This is a genomic window from Clostridiales bacterium, from assembly GCA_017961515.1.
Lineage (GTDB): Bacteria > Bacillota > Clostridia > Acetivibrionales > RGIG10202 > RGIG10202.
Map to the genome: position 1 here is coordinate 20,519 of JAGCXC010000082.1, position 16,413 is coordinate 36,931.

At 32.6% G+C, this 16,413-nt stretch carries 15 protein-coding genes; all 15 read left to right on the forward strand.

Going from position 1 to position 16,413, the window contains the following annotated elements; genetic code table 11:
* Nucleotides 1-4: 4 nt before the first annotated feature.
* The 15 genes from tsaB (at nt 5) to J6Y29_05750 (ending at nt 16,326) form a co-directional block, all read left to right on the forward strand.
* Nucleotides 5-706, forward strand: coding sequence for a tRNA (adenosine(37)-N6)-threonylcarbamoyltransferase complex dimerization subunit type 1 TsaB (tsaB, locus tag J6Y29_05680; GenBank protein MBP5427359.1), 702 nt, complete (start codon nt 5-7; stop codon nt 704-706).
* A gap of 10 nt (nt 707-716) precedes the next feature.
* Nucleotides 717-1,172, forward strand: a complete 456-nt coding sequence (gene rimI / locus J6Y29_05685; protein ID MBP5427360.1) for a ribosomal protein S18-alanine N-acetyltransferase — start codon at nt 717-719, stop codon at nt 1,170-1,172.
* Between the two features lie 117 nt (nt 1,173-1,289).
* Entirely contained in the window at nt 1,290-2,063 is a 774-nt protein-coding gene (gene sigG / locus J6Y29_05690) for an RNA polymerase sporulation sigma factor SigG (GenBank protein ID MBP5427361.1), read from the forward strand.
* Nucleotides 2,064-2,202: 139 nt separating this feature from the next.
* Complete coding sequence (locus J6Y29_05695; GenBank protein MBP5427362.1) at nt 2,203-2,805, forward strand: hypothetical protein; 603 nt, start codon at nt 2,203-2,205, stop codon at nt 2,803-2,805.
* Nucleotides 2,806-2,979: 174 nt separating this feature from the next.
* Entirely contained in the window at nt 2,980-4,152 is a 1,173-nt protein-coding gene (locus J6Y29_05700) for a SpoIID/LytB domain-containing protein (protein ID MBP5427363.1), read from the forward strand.
* Between the two features lie 58 nt (nt 4,153-4,210).
* Nucleotides 4,211-4,597 (forward strand): TIGR04086 family membrane protein, encoded by a 387-nt coding sequence (locus tag J6Y29_05705; protein MBP5427364.1) that lies wholly within the window; start codon nt 4,211-4,213, stop codon nt 4,595-4,597.
* Nucleotides 4,598-5,102: 505 nt separating this feature from the next.
* Nucleotides 5,103-5,603, forward strand: a complete 501-nt coding sequence (locus J6Y29_05710) for a GtrA family protein (GenBank protein MBP5427365.1) — start codon at nt 5,103-5,105, stop codon at nt 5,601-5,603.
* A gap of 32 nt (nt 5,604-5,635) precedes the next feature.
* A complete protein-coding gene (locus J6Y29_05715; GenBank protein MBP5427366.1) occupies nt 5,636-7,321 on the forward strand; it encodes a phospholipid carrier-dependent glycosyltransferase in 1,686 nt (561 codons plus the stop codon).
* Between the two features lie 18 nt (nt 7,322-7,339).
* Entirely contained in the window at nt 7,340-9,769 is a 2,430-nt protein-coding gene (locus tag J6Y29_05720; GenBank protein ID MBP5427367.1) for a phospholipid carrier-dependent glycosyltransferase, read from the forward strand.
* Between the two features lie 69 nt (nt 9,770-9,838).
* Nucleotides 9,839-10,549 carry a tRNA threonylcarbamoyladenosine dehydratase gene (locus J6Y29_05725; protein ID MBP5427368.1) on the forward strand — a complete coding sequence of 237 codons (711 nt, stop codon included), beginning with the start codon at nt 9,839-9,841 and terminating at the stop codon, nt 10,547-10,549.
* Nucleotides 10,531-11,223 carry a PilZ domain-containing protein gene (locus tag J6Y29_05730; GenBank protein ID MBP5427369.1) on the forward strand — a complete coding sequence of 231 codons (693 nt, stop codon included), beginning with the start codon at nt 10,531-10,533 and terminating at the stop codon, nt 11,221-11,223. The genes J6Y29_05725 and J6Y29_05730 overlap by 19 nt, the downstream gene beginning before the upstream one ends.
* A gap of 45 nt (nt 11,224-11,268) precedes the next feature.
* Entirely contained in the window at nt 11,269-12,543 is a 1,275-nt protein-coding gene (locus J6Y29_05735) for an aminotransferase class I/II-fold pyridoxal phosphate-dependent enzyme (protein ID MBP5427370.1), read from the forward strand.
* Nucleotides 12,530-13,792, forward strand: a complete 1,263-nt coding sequence (locus tag J6Y29_05740) for a hypothetical protein (GenBank protein ID MBP5427371.1) — start codon at nt 12,530-12,532, stop codon at nt 13,790-13,792. Before J6Y29_05735 ends, J6Y29_05740 begins: the two co-directional genes overlap by 14 nt.
* Nucleotides 13,793-13,891: 99 nt before the next feature.
* Nucleotides 13,892-14,350 (forward strand): cell division protein SepF, encoded by a 459-nt coding sequence (locus J6Y29_05745; protein MBP5427372.1) that lies wholly within the window; start codon nt 13,892-13,894, stop codon nt 14,348-14,350.
* A 170-nt stretch (nt 14,351-14,520) separates the two neighbouring features.
* The gene (locus J6Y29_05750; protein ID MBP5427373.1) at nt 14,521-16,326 is read left to right on the forward strand and encodes a hypothetical protein; all 1,806 of its coding nucleotides are present in this window, start codon (nt 14,521-14,523) and stop codon (nt 16,324-16,326) included.
* Nucleotides 16,327-16,413 lie beyond the last annotated feature (87 nt).

The following is a 16,413-nucleotide window of genomic DNA, read 5'->3' on the forward strand; positions in this document are numbered from 1 at the left end:
CTTTATGAAAATATTAGCGTTAGATACATCAACTAAGGTCGCGAGTGTTGCGATAATTGATCAAGATAAAATGCTAGCAGAGTATTTTGTAAATACTGATAAAATGAATCACTCACAGAAATTGATGCCGGTGATAGATGGTGTAATAAAGGATCTAGGAATTGATCTTAGAGAGATAGATTATTATGCAGTGTCCGTTGGACCAGGATCTTTTACGGGTTTAAGAATAGGAGTGGCAACAGTAAAGGGAATGGCATACGCAAACAATAAGAAGGTTGTTGCGGTAGATACGTTGGATGCTATAGCAAATAACGTAAGTTATAGTGATGATATAGTTTGTTGTATAATGGATGCAAGAAATCGACAAGTATATGTGGCTATGTACGATGGAAAGAAAAAAATAGTGGAAGATACTGCTATTGATATAGATGAGCTTATAGATAAGTTGATCTTTTTAGGAACAAGAATTATATTTGTCGGTGATGGAGTGTTAGTCTATAGTGAGTACCTAAAAGAAAAATTGCAAGATAATTTTGTTATGCCAAGGAGAGTTGATGTATTACCAAGGGCTTCTAGTGTAGCAGAGTTGGCATTGGGAAAGATACAGAATCAAGAGATTTTATCATGCGAAGATTTAGTGCCTAATTATCTAAGAAAATCACAAGCTGAGAGGGAGTACGAAAAAAATCATAAAAAAGGTGATTAAAGTGGATGATATGAAATTGGATATGGAAGACATAAAAATTAGATGCATGGATGTAAATGATGTAGACCCAGTGTTTAGTGTTGAAATGCAATGTTTTAGTACACCGTGGTCTAGGGAGTCTTTTGAATATGAGATGAAGGAGAATGATAAAGCAATTTACGTTATAGCGGAATATGGTGGTAATGTTTTGGGTTATGCAGGCATGTGGAAAATTTTAGATGAAGGCCATATTACCAATATAGCAGTGCTTAGAGAATTTAGACAAAAGGGTATAGCAACAATGTTAATTAAAAAGTTGTTAGATTTAGCAAAAGAGGCTAGTATAAATAGTTTTACGTTAGAGGTAAAGAGCACAAACGATGTGGCTATAAAGTTGTACGAAAACTTTGGCTTTAAAAAATGTGGGTTAAGAAAGGGATATTACAAAGACACACAAGATGATGCCCTTATAATGTGGAAGAGGTAAAGTGTTCACTGCCGCGGGAAGTGAGATATTTCGACATTGTTATATTTGTATAAAATAATAATCACGTGTCAATAATGATAATAAACAAAATTATCATGAAGGCGAGTGAAAAATTTTATGCTAATAAATAAAGTTGAGATATGCGGAGTCAACACATCAAAACTACCAGTATTGTCAAGTGAACAGAAGAGGAAATTATTTGACAGAATAAAAAAGGGAGACATGCAGGCGAGAGATGAGTTTATAGAAGGAAACTTGAGATTAGTATTAAGTGTGATACAGAAATTTTATAATAGAGGCGAGCATGTAGATGATTTGTTCCAGGTAGGGTGTATAGGGTTGATAAAGGCTATCGACAACTTTGATTTAAGCCAGAATGTAAAATTTTCAACATATGCGGTGCCAATGATAATAGGGGAAATACGCAGATATTTAAGGGATAATAATTCAATAAGAGTAAGTAGAGGATTAAGAGATACAGCATATAAAGCATTGCAAGCGAAAGAGAGACTAACGATAAAGCAATGCAAGGAGCCAACGGTATCGGATATAGCAAAAGAAATTGGCGTATCAAATGAAGAAGTGGTATTAGCGTTGGATGCCATACAAGACCCTATATCATTGTTTGAGTCGGTGTTTAATGATGGAAGTGACACAGTATTTGTTATGGATCAAGTTAGCGATGAAAAAAATAAAGATGATAACTGGCTAGAGGATATATCGCTAAGAGAAGCAATGAAGAAATTAAGTAAGAGAGAAATGTTGATTTTAAATTTGAGATTTTTTGATGGGAAGACGCAGATGGAAGTAGCAAAAGAAATTGGTATATCACAGGCGCAGGTATCAAGACTTGAAAAGACTGCATTATTGCATATGAGAAATCATATATAGAATGCGGAAGGGGTTAAAAGTTACTCTTAAAATAAGCAATTTTGTGAAAAATATTGACAAATGTTGTCTAATTGTATACAATAGAAACATTGAAGGAAATAGTCCTTCGATTTAATAAGAAGTGAAGGGGAAGTAAGATATGAAAGAGAAATGTTTGGAATTTGCTAGAGATTTTACTATAACAGTGTTAAAGATTGAAAAGTATTGTTTTAAAGGTAGAGTTTATTTGTTTTGGGGAGAAATGGCCATCATACTTGGAGAAAGTGTATTTGCAGGTTTGGGACTAGGTCCAGTGATGGGATCAGTTTTGTTGATGCCACTTTGTATGAAGCTTGCAGAAAAGATTAGTGAATCTTGGGATGAAGTATATGACAAAATGGTTGAGTTTGTTGATGCTAAACTTACAAAGAAGATACAAAAAGCAAAGGAAGAAAGAAATAGGGAAGCTATAGAAAGAGTTGCAAAAATTGTAAGACAGCGAAGTAAAGGTGATTATAGTAAAAGTGATAAGGAAGCTATAGAAAGAGTTGCAGAAATTCTAAAAGATATAAGTAAAAGTGATTTTAGTAGAAGTAATTATAGTAAGGGTAATTATGTAGAAAAACAGGCGCACGAGTTTGCTTATTATAAAGATATAATGAATAGGGGAACATCAAGAGATTCTGGAAGGAATAATCGATTTGATATACCAAGAGAAGATATGGGTAGAGAAAATGATAGTTTAGGGTTTCAAATACAATAAATAAATTGATAAAAGACTTGTTCTTGGGAATAGGTCTTTTAAATGAGCTAATATTTTTCTATCCAAATTTATTTTTTTGTAAAATTAATGACATTTTAGGAATTTATGTGTATAATATACACATAAATTCTTACTATTTTGTAAATAAAATGTATTTTGGAGGGGGCAATAAAAATGCTAAGGAAAATAGTAGCTTGTTTTGCAATAATTTTGGGAAGTGTTATTAATTCATATGCAGCATCATGTGACAAAGAAGTGAATATCGGATTATTTTTTGACACCAAAATGAATCAGGTAGATCAAAATTATAATAATTTTAAAGTGAGTGTTGAAAGTGAATTCGAGATAAAAAAATATACAAAGGATTGTATTGAAATTATAGGCTGCAAAAATGAATCGATCGATGTAAAAAAGATGACAGATCAAAATAAAATTGTTGTTTATAAAGAAAACAATAAATTTTTATGTGCAAAAGATGATGAGTATATAGAGATAGTGCCAAAGAATCGTTTATTCACAATAAATAGTGAAAGAACCTATAGGGGTAATTTGATTTTAAAAAATACAAGTGAAAAAAAATTTGTTTTGATAAATAAATTATTTATGGAAGAATATTTATATGGAGTTGTTGTAAAGGAAATTGGATTTAGAGCACCAATAGAAGCCATAAAAGCACAGGCTATAGCAGCAAGGACGTATACTCTTACAAATATGGGTATGTTTTCTACATACGGGTTTGATTTAACGGATAGCAAGTATCAGCAAGTCTATGGAGGATATACTTCAGAAAAGGAAGAAGTAAATTCCGCGGTAGATGAGACTAAAAATCTTACGATGTTTTATGATGATAAACCAATAAAAGCGTTTTATTTTGCAAGTAGTGGTGGTAGAACTGAGAATTGTGAAAATGTGTGGGTTAATAAAATTCCATATTTGGTGAGTGTTCCAGACGAATATGAAAGGAATAGAGGTCCTCGTAATTGGTCGGTTTATTTAACTTGTGATCAAATAAGTTCGCGTATGAAAAATCGAGGAGTAGAATTAGGTGAAATATTAGATGTTGTTGTGACAAAACGCGTTGCAAGTGGACGAGTACTTGAGCTAAAGATTATTGGAAGTAAAGGGACATATACTCTAAATAAAAATGAAGTTAGAGTTCCGTTTAATTTAAGAAGTCAATTATTTTGGATACAGAAAGAAGGAAACACGTTTCATTTTTATGGGAAAGGATTTGGACATGGTGTTGGATTAAGCCAAATAGGTGCTATGGCAATGGCAGATGCAGGTTTTAATTACGAGGGGATACTTAAACATTATTTCACGGGTATAGAAATAAAAGAATATTGATGTATGTTTTGCATAGATATGAAAGTAGCAGATAGTAATTTTAAGAACAAGGAGAATCATGAACACCAAGAAGAGCAAAATTATAAAAGGTATGCTACTTTCATATGGTATAACAATAGTGGTTTTTAGTATATTTGGGGCATTGTTTTATTTTACAACAATAGATGATACACATGTGTCTATAATAGTTAAAGTTACTATATTAATTAGTGTTTTACTAGGTGCACTAATATCCGGCAAAAGAGTAGGAATTAGAGGCTGGCTTGTTGGGGGAACCACAGGCTTTATGTATACACTTACTTTATTGATAACAAGTATGTTGTTTATGAAGAATTTTTCTATTACATCACATAGTATAAAAGTGATAGCCATTAATACATTAGTAGGTATGTTTGGGGGTATAGTTGGAGTTAACACAAACAGTAGCAAAGGAACCAAAAACTAATTGGTCCCTTTGCTATAAAAAAACCGTCCCCATAATAGCTTATGGATTTTAGCGTTTGTACGAAAACTCAAGCCCTAAGGAGCTTACAATAAATCTCATCGGGTCACGATACTCACGCACTATCAAAAACAATTACAAAAAACAGCCTATATTCGAATGGTTGGTAATATGAAAAAGCCTGTTAAATTGCTCAAGTTCCCAAAATCCGAAACCAAAAACCATTCAGCTATATAATAGCGACTAACCGAACAGATAACCTTGATAAAACAAGATTACCAAGCACACAATTATTATACAGAAATAAATTTTCTAAGTCTATAGTACATATTAATATTTTTTTGAAGTAAAAAGCATAAATTTTTGTATAAAATGACAAAAAATAAATGTAATATTTTGGATAAAAGTAAAAAGGTGAGCGAATAATAAGTTTGCTCTTTTTTTTTGTCACTAAATGTGATACAATTTGTAATAGAGTAGTAGGTTTTAAAGGAGGAAAGTACAAGTAATGAATTTTTCAAAACTGTTGGACAAACTAAAGAAGTACCAATTAGTGAGAGAAATATTAACTGATGAAGGGATACAGCAATTTAAGAGATATGTTATAACAGGTATGACAACGTTTGTTGTTGAATATTCATTATTTTATTTGTTTCATGAAATAATATTTGGTAAGTATAGATTAATAGGGTTTGAACTGGCACATAAGTGGTTTGGAGCAGATACATATACATATAAATATTTGTTGTCTAATACGATAGTATACAGCATAGATTTTTGCTTGAATTTTACAATAAATAGAGTTTATTCGTTTAAATCGAAAGCTCCACTTATGCGGCAGGTTAAGAGATATGGAATACTATATCTTGCGAACTTGGCAATAACGAGTGTGTTGTTATATATGTTTGCGGATATGCTTGAATTATCACCGTACATATCTAAGTTTTTAGCTATGAATATAATAATCAGTTGGAATTTTATTATATACAAAAAGTTTATATATAAGTAGGTATATTTTTCAAAAATGGAGGGCATGATGATATGAAGCTTAAAATTGACAAGAAAGATATTCTTATAATGACGGTGTTGTTTGTTTTGTACGCGATAGTTGCAATAATTAATTTAGGTGATAAAAAAGTTCCTGAGACGGAGTATACACCTGAAAAAGTGGGAGAAAGTTTTATATTACAGTTTCCAAGAAAACATGCAATAAACAGAATAAATTATTATTCTGGGCTTGGATTTACAAGAGAAGTTGAATTAGATATGTCAATAAAGTATAGGGATGCAAACAATAATTTTGTTCCACTTACGAGTGGCGGAGAAAGCTGCAAGATAGAAAAAAAGTTTGGGGAATGTTTCATACTAAATAGTATAGATTTTGATGTGGTTGGTACAGATGCATTAAAGTTTGAAGTAACCAAGGTCGGCGGAACAATAAATGAGATTTCAGTTTACAAAGTTCGAAGTAAAACACCAATAGAGGGTATTAAGTTAGTTGATGCAACAAATGAGAATGCCAAATATTTAATTGATGAAAGCGATGTAATGCAGTGTTATAGGACACATAAAAATAGTACATATTTTGATGAGATATATCATGCAAGAACTGCATATGAACACATACACAACATAAAGCAATATGAAAATACACATCCGCCATTAGGAAAGCTTTTTATAGCTCTTGGTATAAAGCTGTTTGGTATGACTCCATTTGGCTGGAGAATAGTAGGTACACTGTTTGGTGCGTTTATGGTGCCTGTTATGTATTTGTTCGGGTTAAAAGTATTTGAAACAAAATTCCTTGCAACAATGTGTAGCTTACTTATGATGTTTGATTGCATGCATTTCACGCAAACACGTATTGCAACCATAGATGTGTATGTTACATTTTTTATAATACTTATGTATTATTGGATGTATGATGTGTATATGTTAAAGGATAATTATTATAAAAGTTTTGCGTTGTCAGGATTGATGTTTGGTATAGGCGTTGCAAGTAAGTGGATTGCTTTATATGCAAGTGTAGGATTGTTTATATTGTTTTTGTTGTCTAAGTATAAGTTGTATAAAAAAGGAAAAGATCTAGAGATAATGAAAACGCTTGTATATGGATCAGTATTTTTTGTTATAATACCAATCATAATATATGTTGTGTCATATATTCCTGTAATGGGTGGTGAAGATGGATACATGGGGCTTATTGACACGGTAATAGGCTATGCTAAACATATGTATACATACCATTCTGATACAGTACTAACAGCAACACATCCATTTCAGTCAAGGTGGTATGAGTGGCAAATAATAAAGCGTCCGATATGGTACTATGTCGCTATGGGATTACCTGGAGGTAAAAGATCAACTATAGTGTGTTTAGGTAATCCGGCAATATGGTGGACGTCAATTTTGGCGTTGATCTATACAATAGTGGTTGCAATAAAAGAAAAAGATAGACGTATGGTGCCAATACTTGTGGCTTTCTTTTGCCAATATGCTCCATGGATGCTTGTTAAAAGAGTAACGTTTATATATCACTTTTTCTCTATGTTGCCATTTGCAATAATTATGGTTGTTTATATGTTTAGAAAGAGGACAAAATTAATATATCCGTACATGGCAGTGGTTATGATTTTGTTTATTGTATTTTATCCAGCGATATCAGGGATACCAGTTACAGAAAATTATATAGATAAATTAAAATGGTTTAAGTCTTGGGTATTCTAAACTAGGGAGGATAGCATGGTGAAAAGGATAGTTAAACTATTGGTTATAATTGGTGTTATGCTTTTGGGAAAGGTTGTCTTTGCAGAGAGTATATTATTAAACGGCGATTTTAGTGAAATTGGCGAAGAAGGCATAAAAAATTGGTTTTTAAATGATGGAAAGCCAGATAGAAGTAAGATTTTTTTGGTGGATGACGGTGTGTTGTGTATAGAAAATAAAATTTCTAATGCAACAAAACTAAGACAGAACGTTAAAGTTGCTCCAGATAGTTACTACAGGCTTTCTGCTAAGGCGAAAGTGTTAAGAGAATCTAATTCAGGTGTATATTTGGAAATTGATTTATTAAATGATGCAGTAAGTACTAGGTCTAATATAGTGAAAAAAAAAGATGTTGATTGGGAAGAGATAGCATTATACGGAAAAACAGACAAAGATCAGTATTTTATAAATGTAAATTTATGTTTAGGTGAGAAGAAAAATGAAGTAATTGGTAAAGTGCTGATAAAAGATGTGAAGTTAGAAAAGTTAGATTATCAGCCTAAGTTATATGATAATTGGTACACTAACGAAATAAATTCAAATGAAGTAGGTATACTTGCAGATTTATGTGTGAGAGTGGTACTAGCGGTATTTTTTATGCTGGTGATTTGGTTTATCGTGAAAAATATTAGTTTTGATGCAGAAGAACCTATAAGGGAAGATGGTTTTAGTAAAAAGGATGTAATTTTAGTTTTTGTACTAACAGTAGCGTATTTGGTAATGGCGTTATACAAATTGGGGAATACGTTTGCAACGAAAACAGGCTGGCTTACTAAAAGTGAAGGTGAGTACGTTGTGATGAAGCTTCCTATTATGACTCACATAGGTAAGATAAATATATTTGAAGGTCAAAATGACAAAAATGCAAGTCGTGGCAAGTTAAAAATTGAATATTTGGATGAGGAGTTGGAAGATGGTGATACTAATGATAGGTATCATATAATAAAAAGAGTAGATTTTGGAAATCATATATTAAGAGAAATAGTGGAAGACACAAAAGCAATGACTTTAAAGATTACTGTGCTAGAACCTGGTTTGGACATAAAAGAGATCGCTATATTTGAAAAAGGACATACTGATCCAATAGAAGGGGTAAAAATATTGGAGGATCAGACTAAAGATCATGTTGCAAATAAGATTTTGGATGAACAAAATCTTATACCATACAATGGCAGTCATATGATTAATGCTATTTTTGATGAGGTACTTTATGCAAGAACGGGGTATGAATATATTAATAATAAAGAGGGATTTGAAGCAACACATCCACCGTTAGGGAAAATACTGATGGCTGTTGGGATAAAAATATTTGGTATGACACCATTTGGTTGGAGAATTAGCAGCACAATTTTTGGGGTACTTATGGTGCCGCTTATGTATATGTTTGCTAGAAAATTTTTTATAAATAGATTATACATTGTAGGATGTACTATACTTATTATGTTTGATTGTATGCACTTCACACAAACAAGAACGTGTCTGATAGATAGTTATGCTGTATTTTTTATAATTATGATGTACTATTATATGATGAATGTTTATAGAAGTGTTAAGATGGATAAAAAATATATTATATCGTTTATGTTATCAGGACTATTTTTTAGCTTGGGGATTGCTACAAAATGGATAGTTTTATATGGAGGATTAGGCCTTGCTATATTATATTTTTTGTCACTTTACAAAAATTTTTGGCACAAGAAACCTGACTTGTTAAAGTCAGTTATACTAGGGATTACATTTTTTGTAGTTATGCCTATCATTGTGTATCTTTTGGTGTATATACCGGTTTTAAGACCGACAGAAGTAGGATATACACTAGGTGGAGTAATCGATCAAGTGAAAAGTATGTTTGTGTTCCACAGGTATGAATCAACGGCTCATGAATATTCATCTAAGTGGTATGAATGGCTAGTTATGATAAAACCGATGTTGTTCTACGGTAAGGAATTAGACGGGGGAATGTATGAGAGAGTTATAACCATGGGTAATCCGCTTATATGGCATTTATCATTAGTATCAATTATTGCGAGTGCAATAATTGGATATAAAAAGAAAGATAATGGTGTGTGGGTTTTTGTGTTAGGATATTTGTGCCAATATTTGCCGTGGATGTTTATTACTAGGACTACATATATATATCATTATTTTTCGGCAGTGCCATTTGCGATATTTGCAATAATGTATGTTATGCAAAACTTAGATAGATATAAGGTGTATGACGTTGTAATATATCAATTGATGGTTGTGATTACATTTTTTGTATTTTATCCGTTGGTACAGGGTATGGTTGTTAAAAAGTTAAATTATGATGTATTAAGAGAGGTTATGGTATACCCTATTTCAATTTGCGAGATTGTGTACTGTTCGAAAATGCTAAATGGGAAAATAAAGATGAAAAAACTGGAATAAGTGGGTTGTTATAAAAAAAAAAAAGTGATATAATGAACACGAGTTTGTGAAAGGAATAATTTTGGTGCGATGGATGAATTTCAAAGAACAGAGATGTTGATAGGTAAAGATAATTTGGAGGAAATAGAAAACAGCAAAGTTGCAATTTTTGGAGTAGGAGGAGTAGGTTCATACGTTGCAGAGGCATTGGCAAGAGCAGGGATAGGGCATTTTGTGTTGGTGGACAATGATATTGTATCAATAACAAATATAAATAGGCAATTAATAGCGCTCCATTCTACATTGGACAGAGCAAAGGTTGATGTTATGAGAGAACGAATTTATGACATAAATCCTAATGCGGAAGTAAATGTAAGTCAAGAATTTTATGATGGAGAGAGTTTGGAAAAATTGATTGGTAGTGAGTGTGATTATGTTGTTGATGCAATAGACTCAGTGCCTTCGAAGATTAAGTTGATAGTTGCGGCAGATGCTTTAAATGTGCCTGTCATAAGTTCGATGGGAGCAGGAAATAAGTTAGACCCGACTATGTTTCGTGTATCAGATATATATAAGACGTCGGTTTGTCCATTAGCAAGAGTTATGAGAAAGAGGTTAAGGCAAGAAGGAATAAGTAGATTAAAAGTGGTGTACTCCCAGGAGGAGCCAATAAGAAAGTGTGAAGGGAAAGTTCCAGCAAGTATATCTTTTGTACCATCGGTAGTAGGATTGATTATAGCGTCTGAAGTTGTGAGGGACATAATAAAAGGAGATGATATTTTATGTCGGACTTGGCAATAAACGAATTTTTAAAGAGTGGAGATATTGTAAGGTCAAGGAGATACGGTTCTAATGAGTGGAACACAAACGTGATATTTGATATAAAAGAAAACGAGTTTGTGATTGACGCGGGTACCAAAGAAGAGACTTTTGGAGATATAAAAGAGGGTAATGAATTTGAGCTAAGGTTTACTACAAAGGAATTTGAGTATAGTATTAGAGCTTGTGTTGTAGGGGTTTTTGTATCCCCAATACAGACAGTTGCGTTAAGAGTGGAAGATATAAAAAAATATAACAATATGAGAAAAGATTTGAGACATTTTGTGTATTTATTTGCGTTAATAAGAAATAAGAAAAATGAGAAGGATCCAATTTTTGCAGTAGTAACAGACATAAGCGCAGGAGGAGTGGCTGTTGCGGTAAATGATAAAAAAAATTTAAATAGAATGGAGATAAAAGTTGGAGAGGAGCTTTCTTTTGAGGTGTCATTAGAGGATCAAAGAAAATTACATTTTATAGGTACCATAAAGAGAAAGAAGGAAAATGGGGATAATACTGAGTATGGTGTGCAAATAAAAGATATAGACAAAAAGAATAAAGATATGCTAAATGATTATGTTTATGAATTGGAGACGGCGGATAAAGAGTTTCAACAATTAAAGCAGGAAATATGGGAATATAATTTTGGATTATAGGCTTGGAATAGAGAGAAAAATGATGAAAGTGGAAGGTATGGTTTAATGTATGGGAAATTTGGTATAAGTGAGGAGCTAGTGAATCTATCAAGAGAAGTGGAAAAAGAGGTAAGGGATGAACTAGACAAGATAGAGAGAATAAGAGAATATAACCAATTAAAAGTGATAAAAGCCATGCAGGATAACGGGTTAAGTGATACGCATTTTTGCGGGAGCACAGGTTATGGTTATTCGGATAGAGGAAGAGAAGTTTTAGATGAAGTGTATGCTGATGTGTTTAAGGCAGAGAAGGGGCTTGTGCGACATCAGATTGTGTCAGGAACACATGCGTTGTCGTTGGTGTTGTTTGGACTTTTGCGTACTAAAGATGAATTATTGGTGATAACAGGAAAGCCGTATGATACAATGGAAGAGGTTATAGGAATACGCGGAGAAGGAATGGGATCACTGAGTGAATTTGGTGTTTTGTATAAGCAAGTAGATTTAAAAAAAGATGGTAGTGTTGATATAGATAAAGTGTGTCAAGTGATAAACGAAAAGACAAAGGTAGTTATGATACAAAGATCCAGAGGATATGAATGGAGAGATTCGCTAAGTATAGATGATATAGAATATATTGTGTCATGCATTAAGAAGAAAAAAAACGACGTAATAGTTTTTGTAGATAATTGTTATGGTGAATTTGTTGAGAAAAGAGAGCCAATAGAGGTGGGTGTAGATATTGTAGCAGGATCGTTGATAAAAAATCCTGGAGGTGGATTGGCTTTAACTGGGGGGTATATTGTTGGCAAGGCTGAGCTCGTAGAGAAAGTGGCATACAGGTTAACAGCACCAGGCATAGGAAATGAGATTGGAGCGTCACTTGGAAATAACAGATTGATGTTTCAGGGGTTGTTTTTGGCGCCGCATATTGTTTCTGAGGCTATGAAAGGAGCAGTATTTACAGCAAAGATGATGGAGAAAATAGGTGTTGCAACGTCTCCAGCGTCAACAGCCAAGAGAAGTGACATAATACAGGCGATGAAGTTTGAAAATAAGGAGGAATTAATTGCATTTTGTCAAGGAATACAAAAGGGATCACCAGTTGATTCGTTTGTGGTGCCTATGCCGTGGGATATGCCAGGTTATGATAATCAAGTTATAATGGCGGCAGGGACATTTGTTCAGGGTTCATCAATAGAATTAAGTGCTGATGCGCCAATAAAGGAGCCATATATAGTGTTTATGCAGGGTGGATTGGTGTATGAGCATGTTAAATTAGGAGTTATGATTGCTATAAGTAAATTACGAAAGAGGAGCTTGGGGCATGGAGAAGACTAAAGAGAAGGGTAAATCAAATTTGATATATGTTATGATAGCATTATTTTTAGCTGTATATATACCGTCTATATATAATTTAATTTGCGGAAAGACGATAAACGTTGGATTTATTTCCATTGGGGATATAGAAGAGTCTATTAATACGCGGGCATATATTATAAGAGATGAGATATTAATAAATGCGCCTTTTACAGGTAAGTATGTGTCAGATGTTAGGGAAGGAGAGAAAGTACAGGCAAATCAGGTGATAGCACAGGTGTTAAGAGAGGGCGACGAGGAGATTTTAAGAGACATAAAAAAGCTAGATTTTGAGATATTAGAAGCAAAGAGAAGTAAGGCTAGTGGGAAGGAAGTGTATAATTCAGACATATTAAAAATAGACAAAAAAATAGAAGAGAATATTGAGTTTTTAATTAGGGAGACAAATGATGCAGGGAACACTAATTATAAGAGGATAAAGGATGAGATAGATTCACTCATGATGAAAAAGAGTGAGATTATTGGGCAAAACGCAGCGAATGACTCCTATATAGACACAAAAATAAATGAACGCAAGTTATTGCGTGATAGATTAGACAAAGAGGATAGAAATATTAGAGTTCAAAATGCGGGGATGATAAGCTTTTGTGTGGATGGATTTGAGAATATACTTAATATGGCATCAGTACAAAATTTAGAGTATGATTTTTTTGATAAAGAAGATATAAAAAATGTGAGAAGAGATGCAGATAACATAATGGCAAAGGCGAGTACACCATTTGCCAAATTGATAAAAGGGATAGACGCTTATGTTGTAGTAGTCCTTGATGAAAAAAGCGCAACAAAGTACCAAGAAGGAGCACAGGTTAGAGTAAGATTTAATGATGTTAATAAGTTAGTGCCAGGGAAAGTTGTTAAAAAGAATAGTAGTCAAGGGAAGACAGTGGTAGCAGTTAAAGTAAGTAGTGCGCTACAGTATTTATCTTCTTACAGAGTATGCAATGTGGATTTAATAAGCAATGCGCATAGTGGATTAAAAGTACCTAAAAAAAGCCTTAAAGATTATGATAAAGAGAGTAGAATAGCAAAGATTGGGGTAATTAAATCTAATAAAGTTGAATATAAATACGTAAAAGTATTGGGATATAACAATGAATTTGCTATAATAGAAAATAATCCATTAAAATGGGATCAAAGTGTAAATTTATATGATGAATTTATTATAGAACCAGAGAATGTAGTGGAAGGACAGATAATAAATAAAGTTTAGTGTAAATAAAATGATTTTTTGGCCGACCAATGTAAAAGGGACAGTTTTTTACATATATGGTCAACAAGAAGAAATATATTTTTGTAGGGAGGAATAAAAATGTCGAACAATATAGTAAGTAAAGTAAAGAATTTTGTGGGATGGGAAGAAGAAGAGGATATGGAGTATGAGCAAAATCAAAATGATATGCCACACACACAAAACTTTTTTTCGACAGCAGCTGTTAGAAAGAATACACAGGATGGTAAAACCATGAATCTTAATGCGATGTCATCTAAGATGAAAGTTATAGTTATGCAACCAGAAAATTTTGATGATGCGCAGGAGATATGTGATTATTTAAAAGAGAAAAAACCTACAGTTATCAATTTGGAGAATGTAGAAAAAGAAAATGCGCAAAGAGTTATAGATTTTTTAAGTGGAGCGGTTTATGCATTAGAAGGAACAATACAAAAAGTAGCTAGTGGGATATTTATAGTAGCGCCACACAATATTGATATAATGAACGATTTAGATGATGATTTAAAAGACAAAGGTGGATTTATCTGGAATAGATGAGATATAGATTAGGAAAATGAAGTGGGGAACACGATAGGGACGTTGTGTGCAAAAATATGGCAGTATTAGTATGGTATAGTTGTTTGTCGTATTTCTTCCAAATTTAAAAATATAATATCAGGGAAGTTTTGAGGAGCACATCGTTGTATTGTGTATGGAGGTGTTTTGTTTTGCGTGAAATAAAGGACATAAAAGTAGGAAAAAAACGATCAGAAAGGGAAGAATTTACTTTTAGGGAGGAACTTGAAAGTGCAGTAAAAGAAATATCAATAAGTTTTAAGAATGTCAATAAATATTTTTCGAGAGCGTATATTGCAAAGTTAGTTAAAGAAAAACTTGTAGAAGGAGAATTCGAAAAGTTAAAAGGTATAGAGAAAGAATTAAAAGAGCAATATGTTGGGAATGGTCGAGTTAGCAAAGAAGATTTAGAAGAGTTGAAAAAATTTTTAGGTTATCAAAAGGACCGGAATAGAGAGTATTTAAGGCATGAGATATTGGATTATATGGCAAGACCGCAGTATGTGTACGAGAAGAAGAGTAGAGAAAGGTGCGAATTGGCGAGAAAATATGTTTTGGATGCGCTTAGTATAGATGATGCAACATATGAAAAAATTTTACGAAGTGGTCAAAGGAAGAAAGAAAAAGAAGAGATCATATCAAAGATTGAATCTGTAGTAGATTTTTTTTGCCCCTCCGATGAAAAAATACAAAGATATTCAAAAGCGTATATAGCCAATAAAACAAAACAAGCATTGATTAAGGGGAAGGTGGACGAGATAGATAAAATTTTTAATAAATTGGGGAAAGGTAGTAAGAGTGGTTCTAGCTTAGAAAAGATAAGAGGGACAATTAAATTGAAAAACGTAATAGAGTACGATGATCAGGAAAATGATTTTATATTAGAGAAACGCTTGCAAAAAAACAAAGATAATTTTAAAATAGAACTTGATGATGATACTTACGAAAAAATTGTAAGTGAAATTAAGCCCCATGAAGAGAAACGTGATATAAAGATAGATACGTATGATGAGTCTATGGAGCTTTATTCAGACAAATTGATGAATGATAGTGGAATAGATTTATATGATGATCCGCATGCATACATCTTTAAAAGTAAGTATTTGAAATCCTTGTTTGAAACGTCGGTATATTCGTATGTGGATTTTTTCTGTGTTTATGTAGCAAATGTTTTTAAGTGTATGGAACCTAATTCATCTGAGACATATATTAAAAATCTCACAAAAGAAGCGTTAAAGAATGGTAAGTTAAATGAATTAATAGAATTTTTTGATACTGATGGTTTAAACGAGAAGAAAGATGGTTTAATAAAATTATTAGATTACAGAGAGGAGGAGAATGAGGAGTACAAAGAGAAAGTTTTTTGTTTTTTAGTGGATGAAAGTGATATAGAAGCAATTATCAAGGAAAATAAATTGCAGACATTATCGAGTGATACAAAGCAGTACTATAAGCAACCAGCATTTTATCAAGAGACATCTATGAGTTGGAAGGAGAGGAATAAGCATTTGTTTAACGATAATGATAAATATTATAATATTAGCGATATAAGTTCAATAGAGACTATGAATTCTTATGGAACTTATGATGAATATTTGGAAAACGTTGATGCAAAGAATGATGGTTTGTATAAATTGAAAAAGCTTCTTTCTAAGCTTAATCTTATAAAGAATAAAACAACAGATGTTAAACACGATAAAGAAATTTTATCAGAGGATCTAGAAAGTGTTTCAGATTATTTCTATGCAGAAAGTGATCAGCTTAGCGACTTTGAAGAAGAAATAGTAGAACAACAGGTAAAAGAGATTGAAAAAGAACAAAACAATAAGACGGAAACAAAAAGATCTAAGGAGCGCAATATACCTAAGGTAGAGGAGGAACCTTTAAAGATAGATTTAAATCAGAATAGGAATAGAAATAGAAGACCAATCTTTGGGTATCTAAAATCAAAACTATAGTAAGGGGAGTTGCTGAGGTGATATTATACTTCAGCAATTTTTTTTGCCAAAATTGCCGTAAAGCTTTAGTTATGGTCGACAAATTTA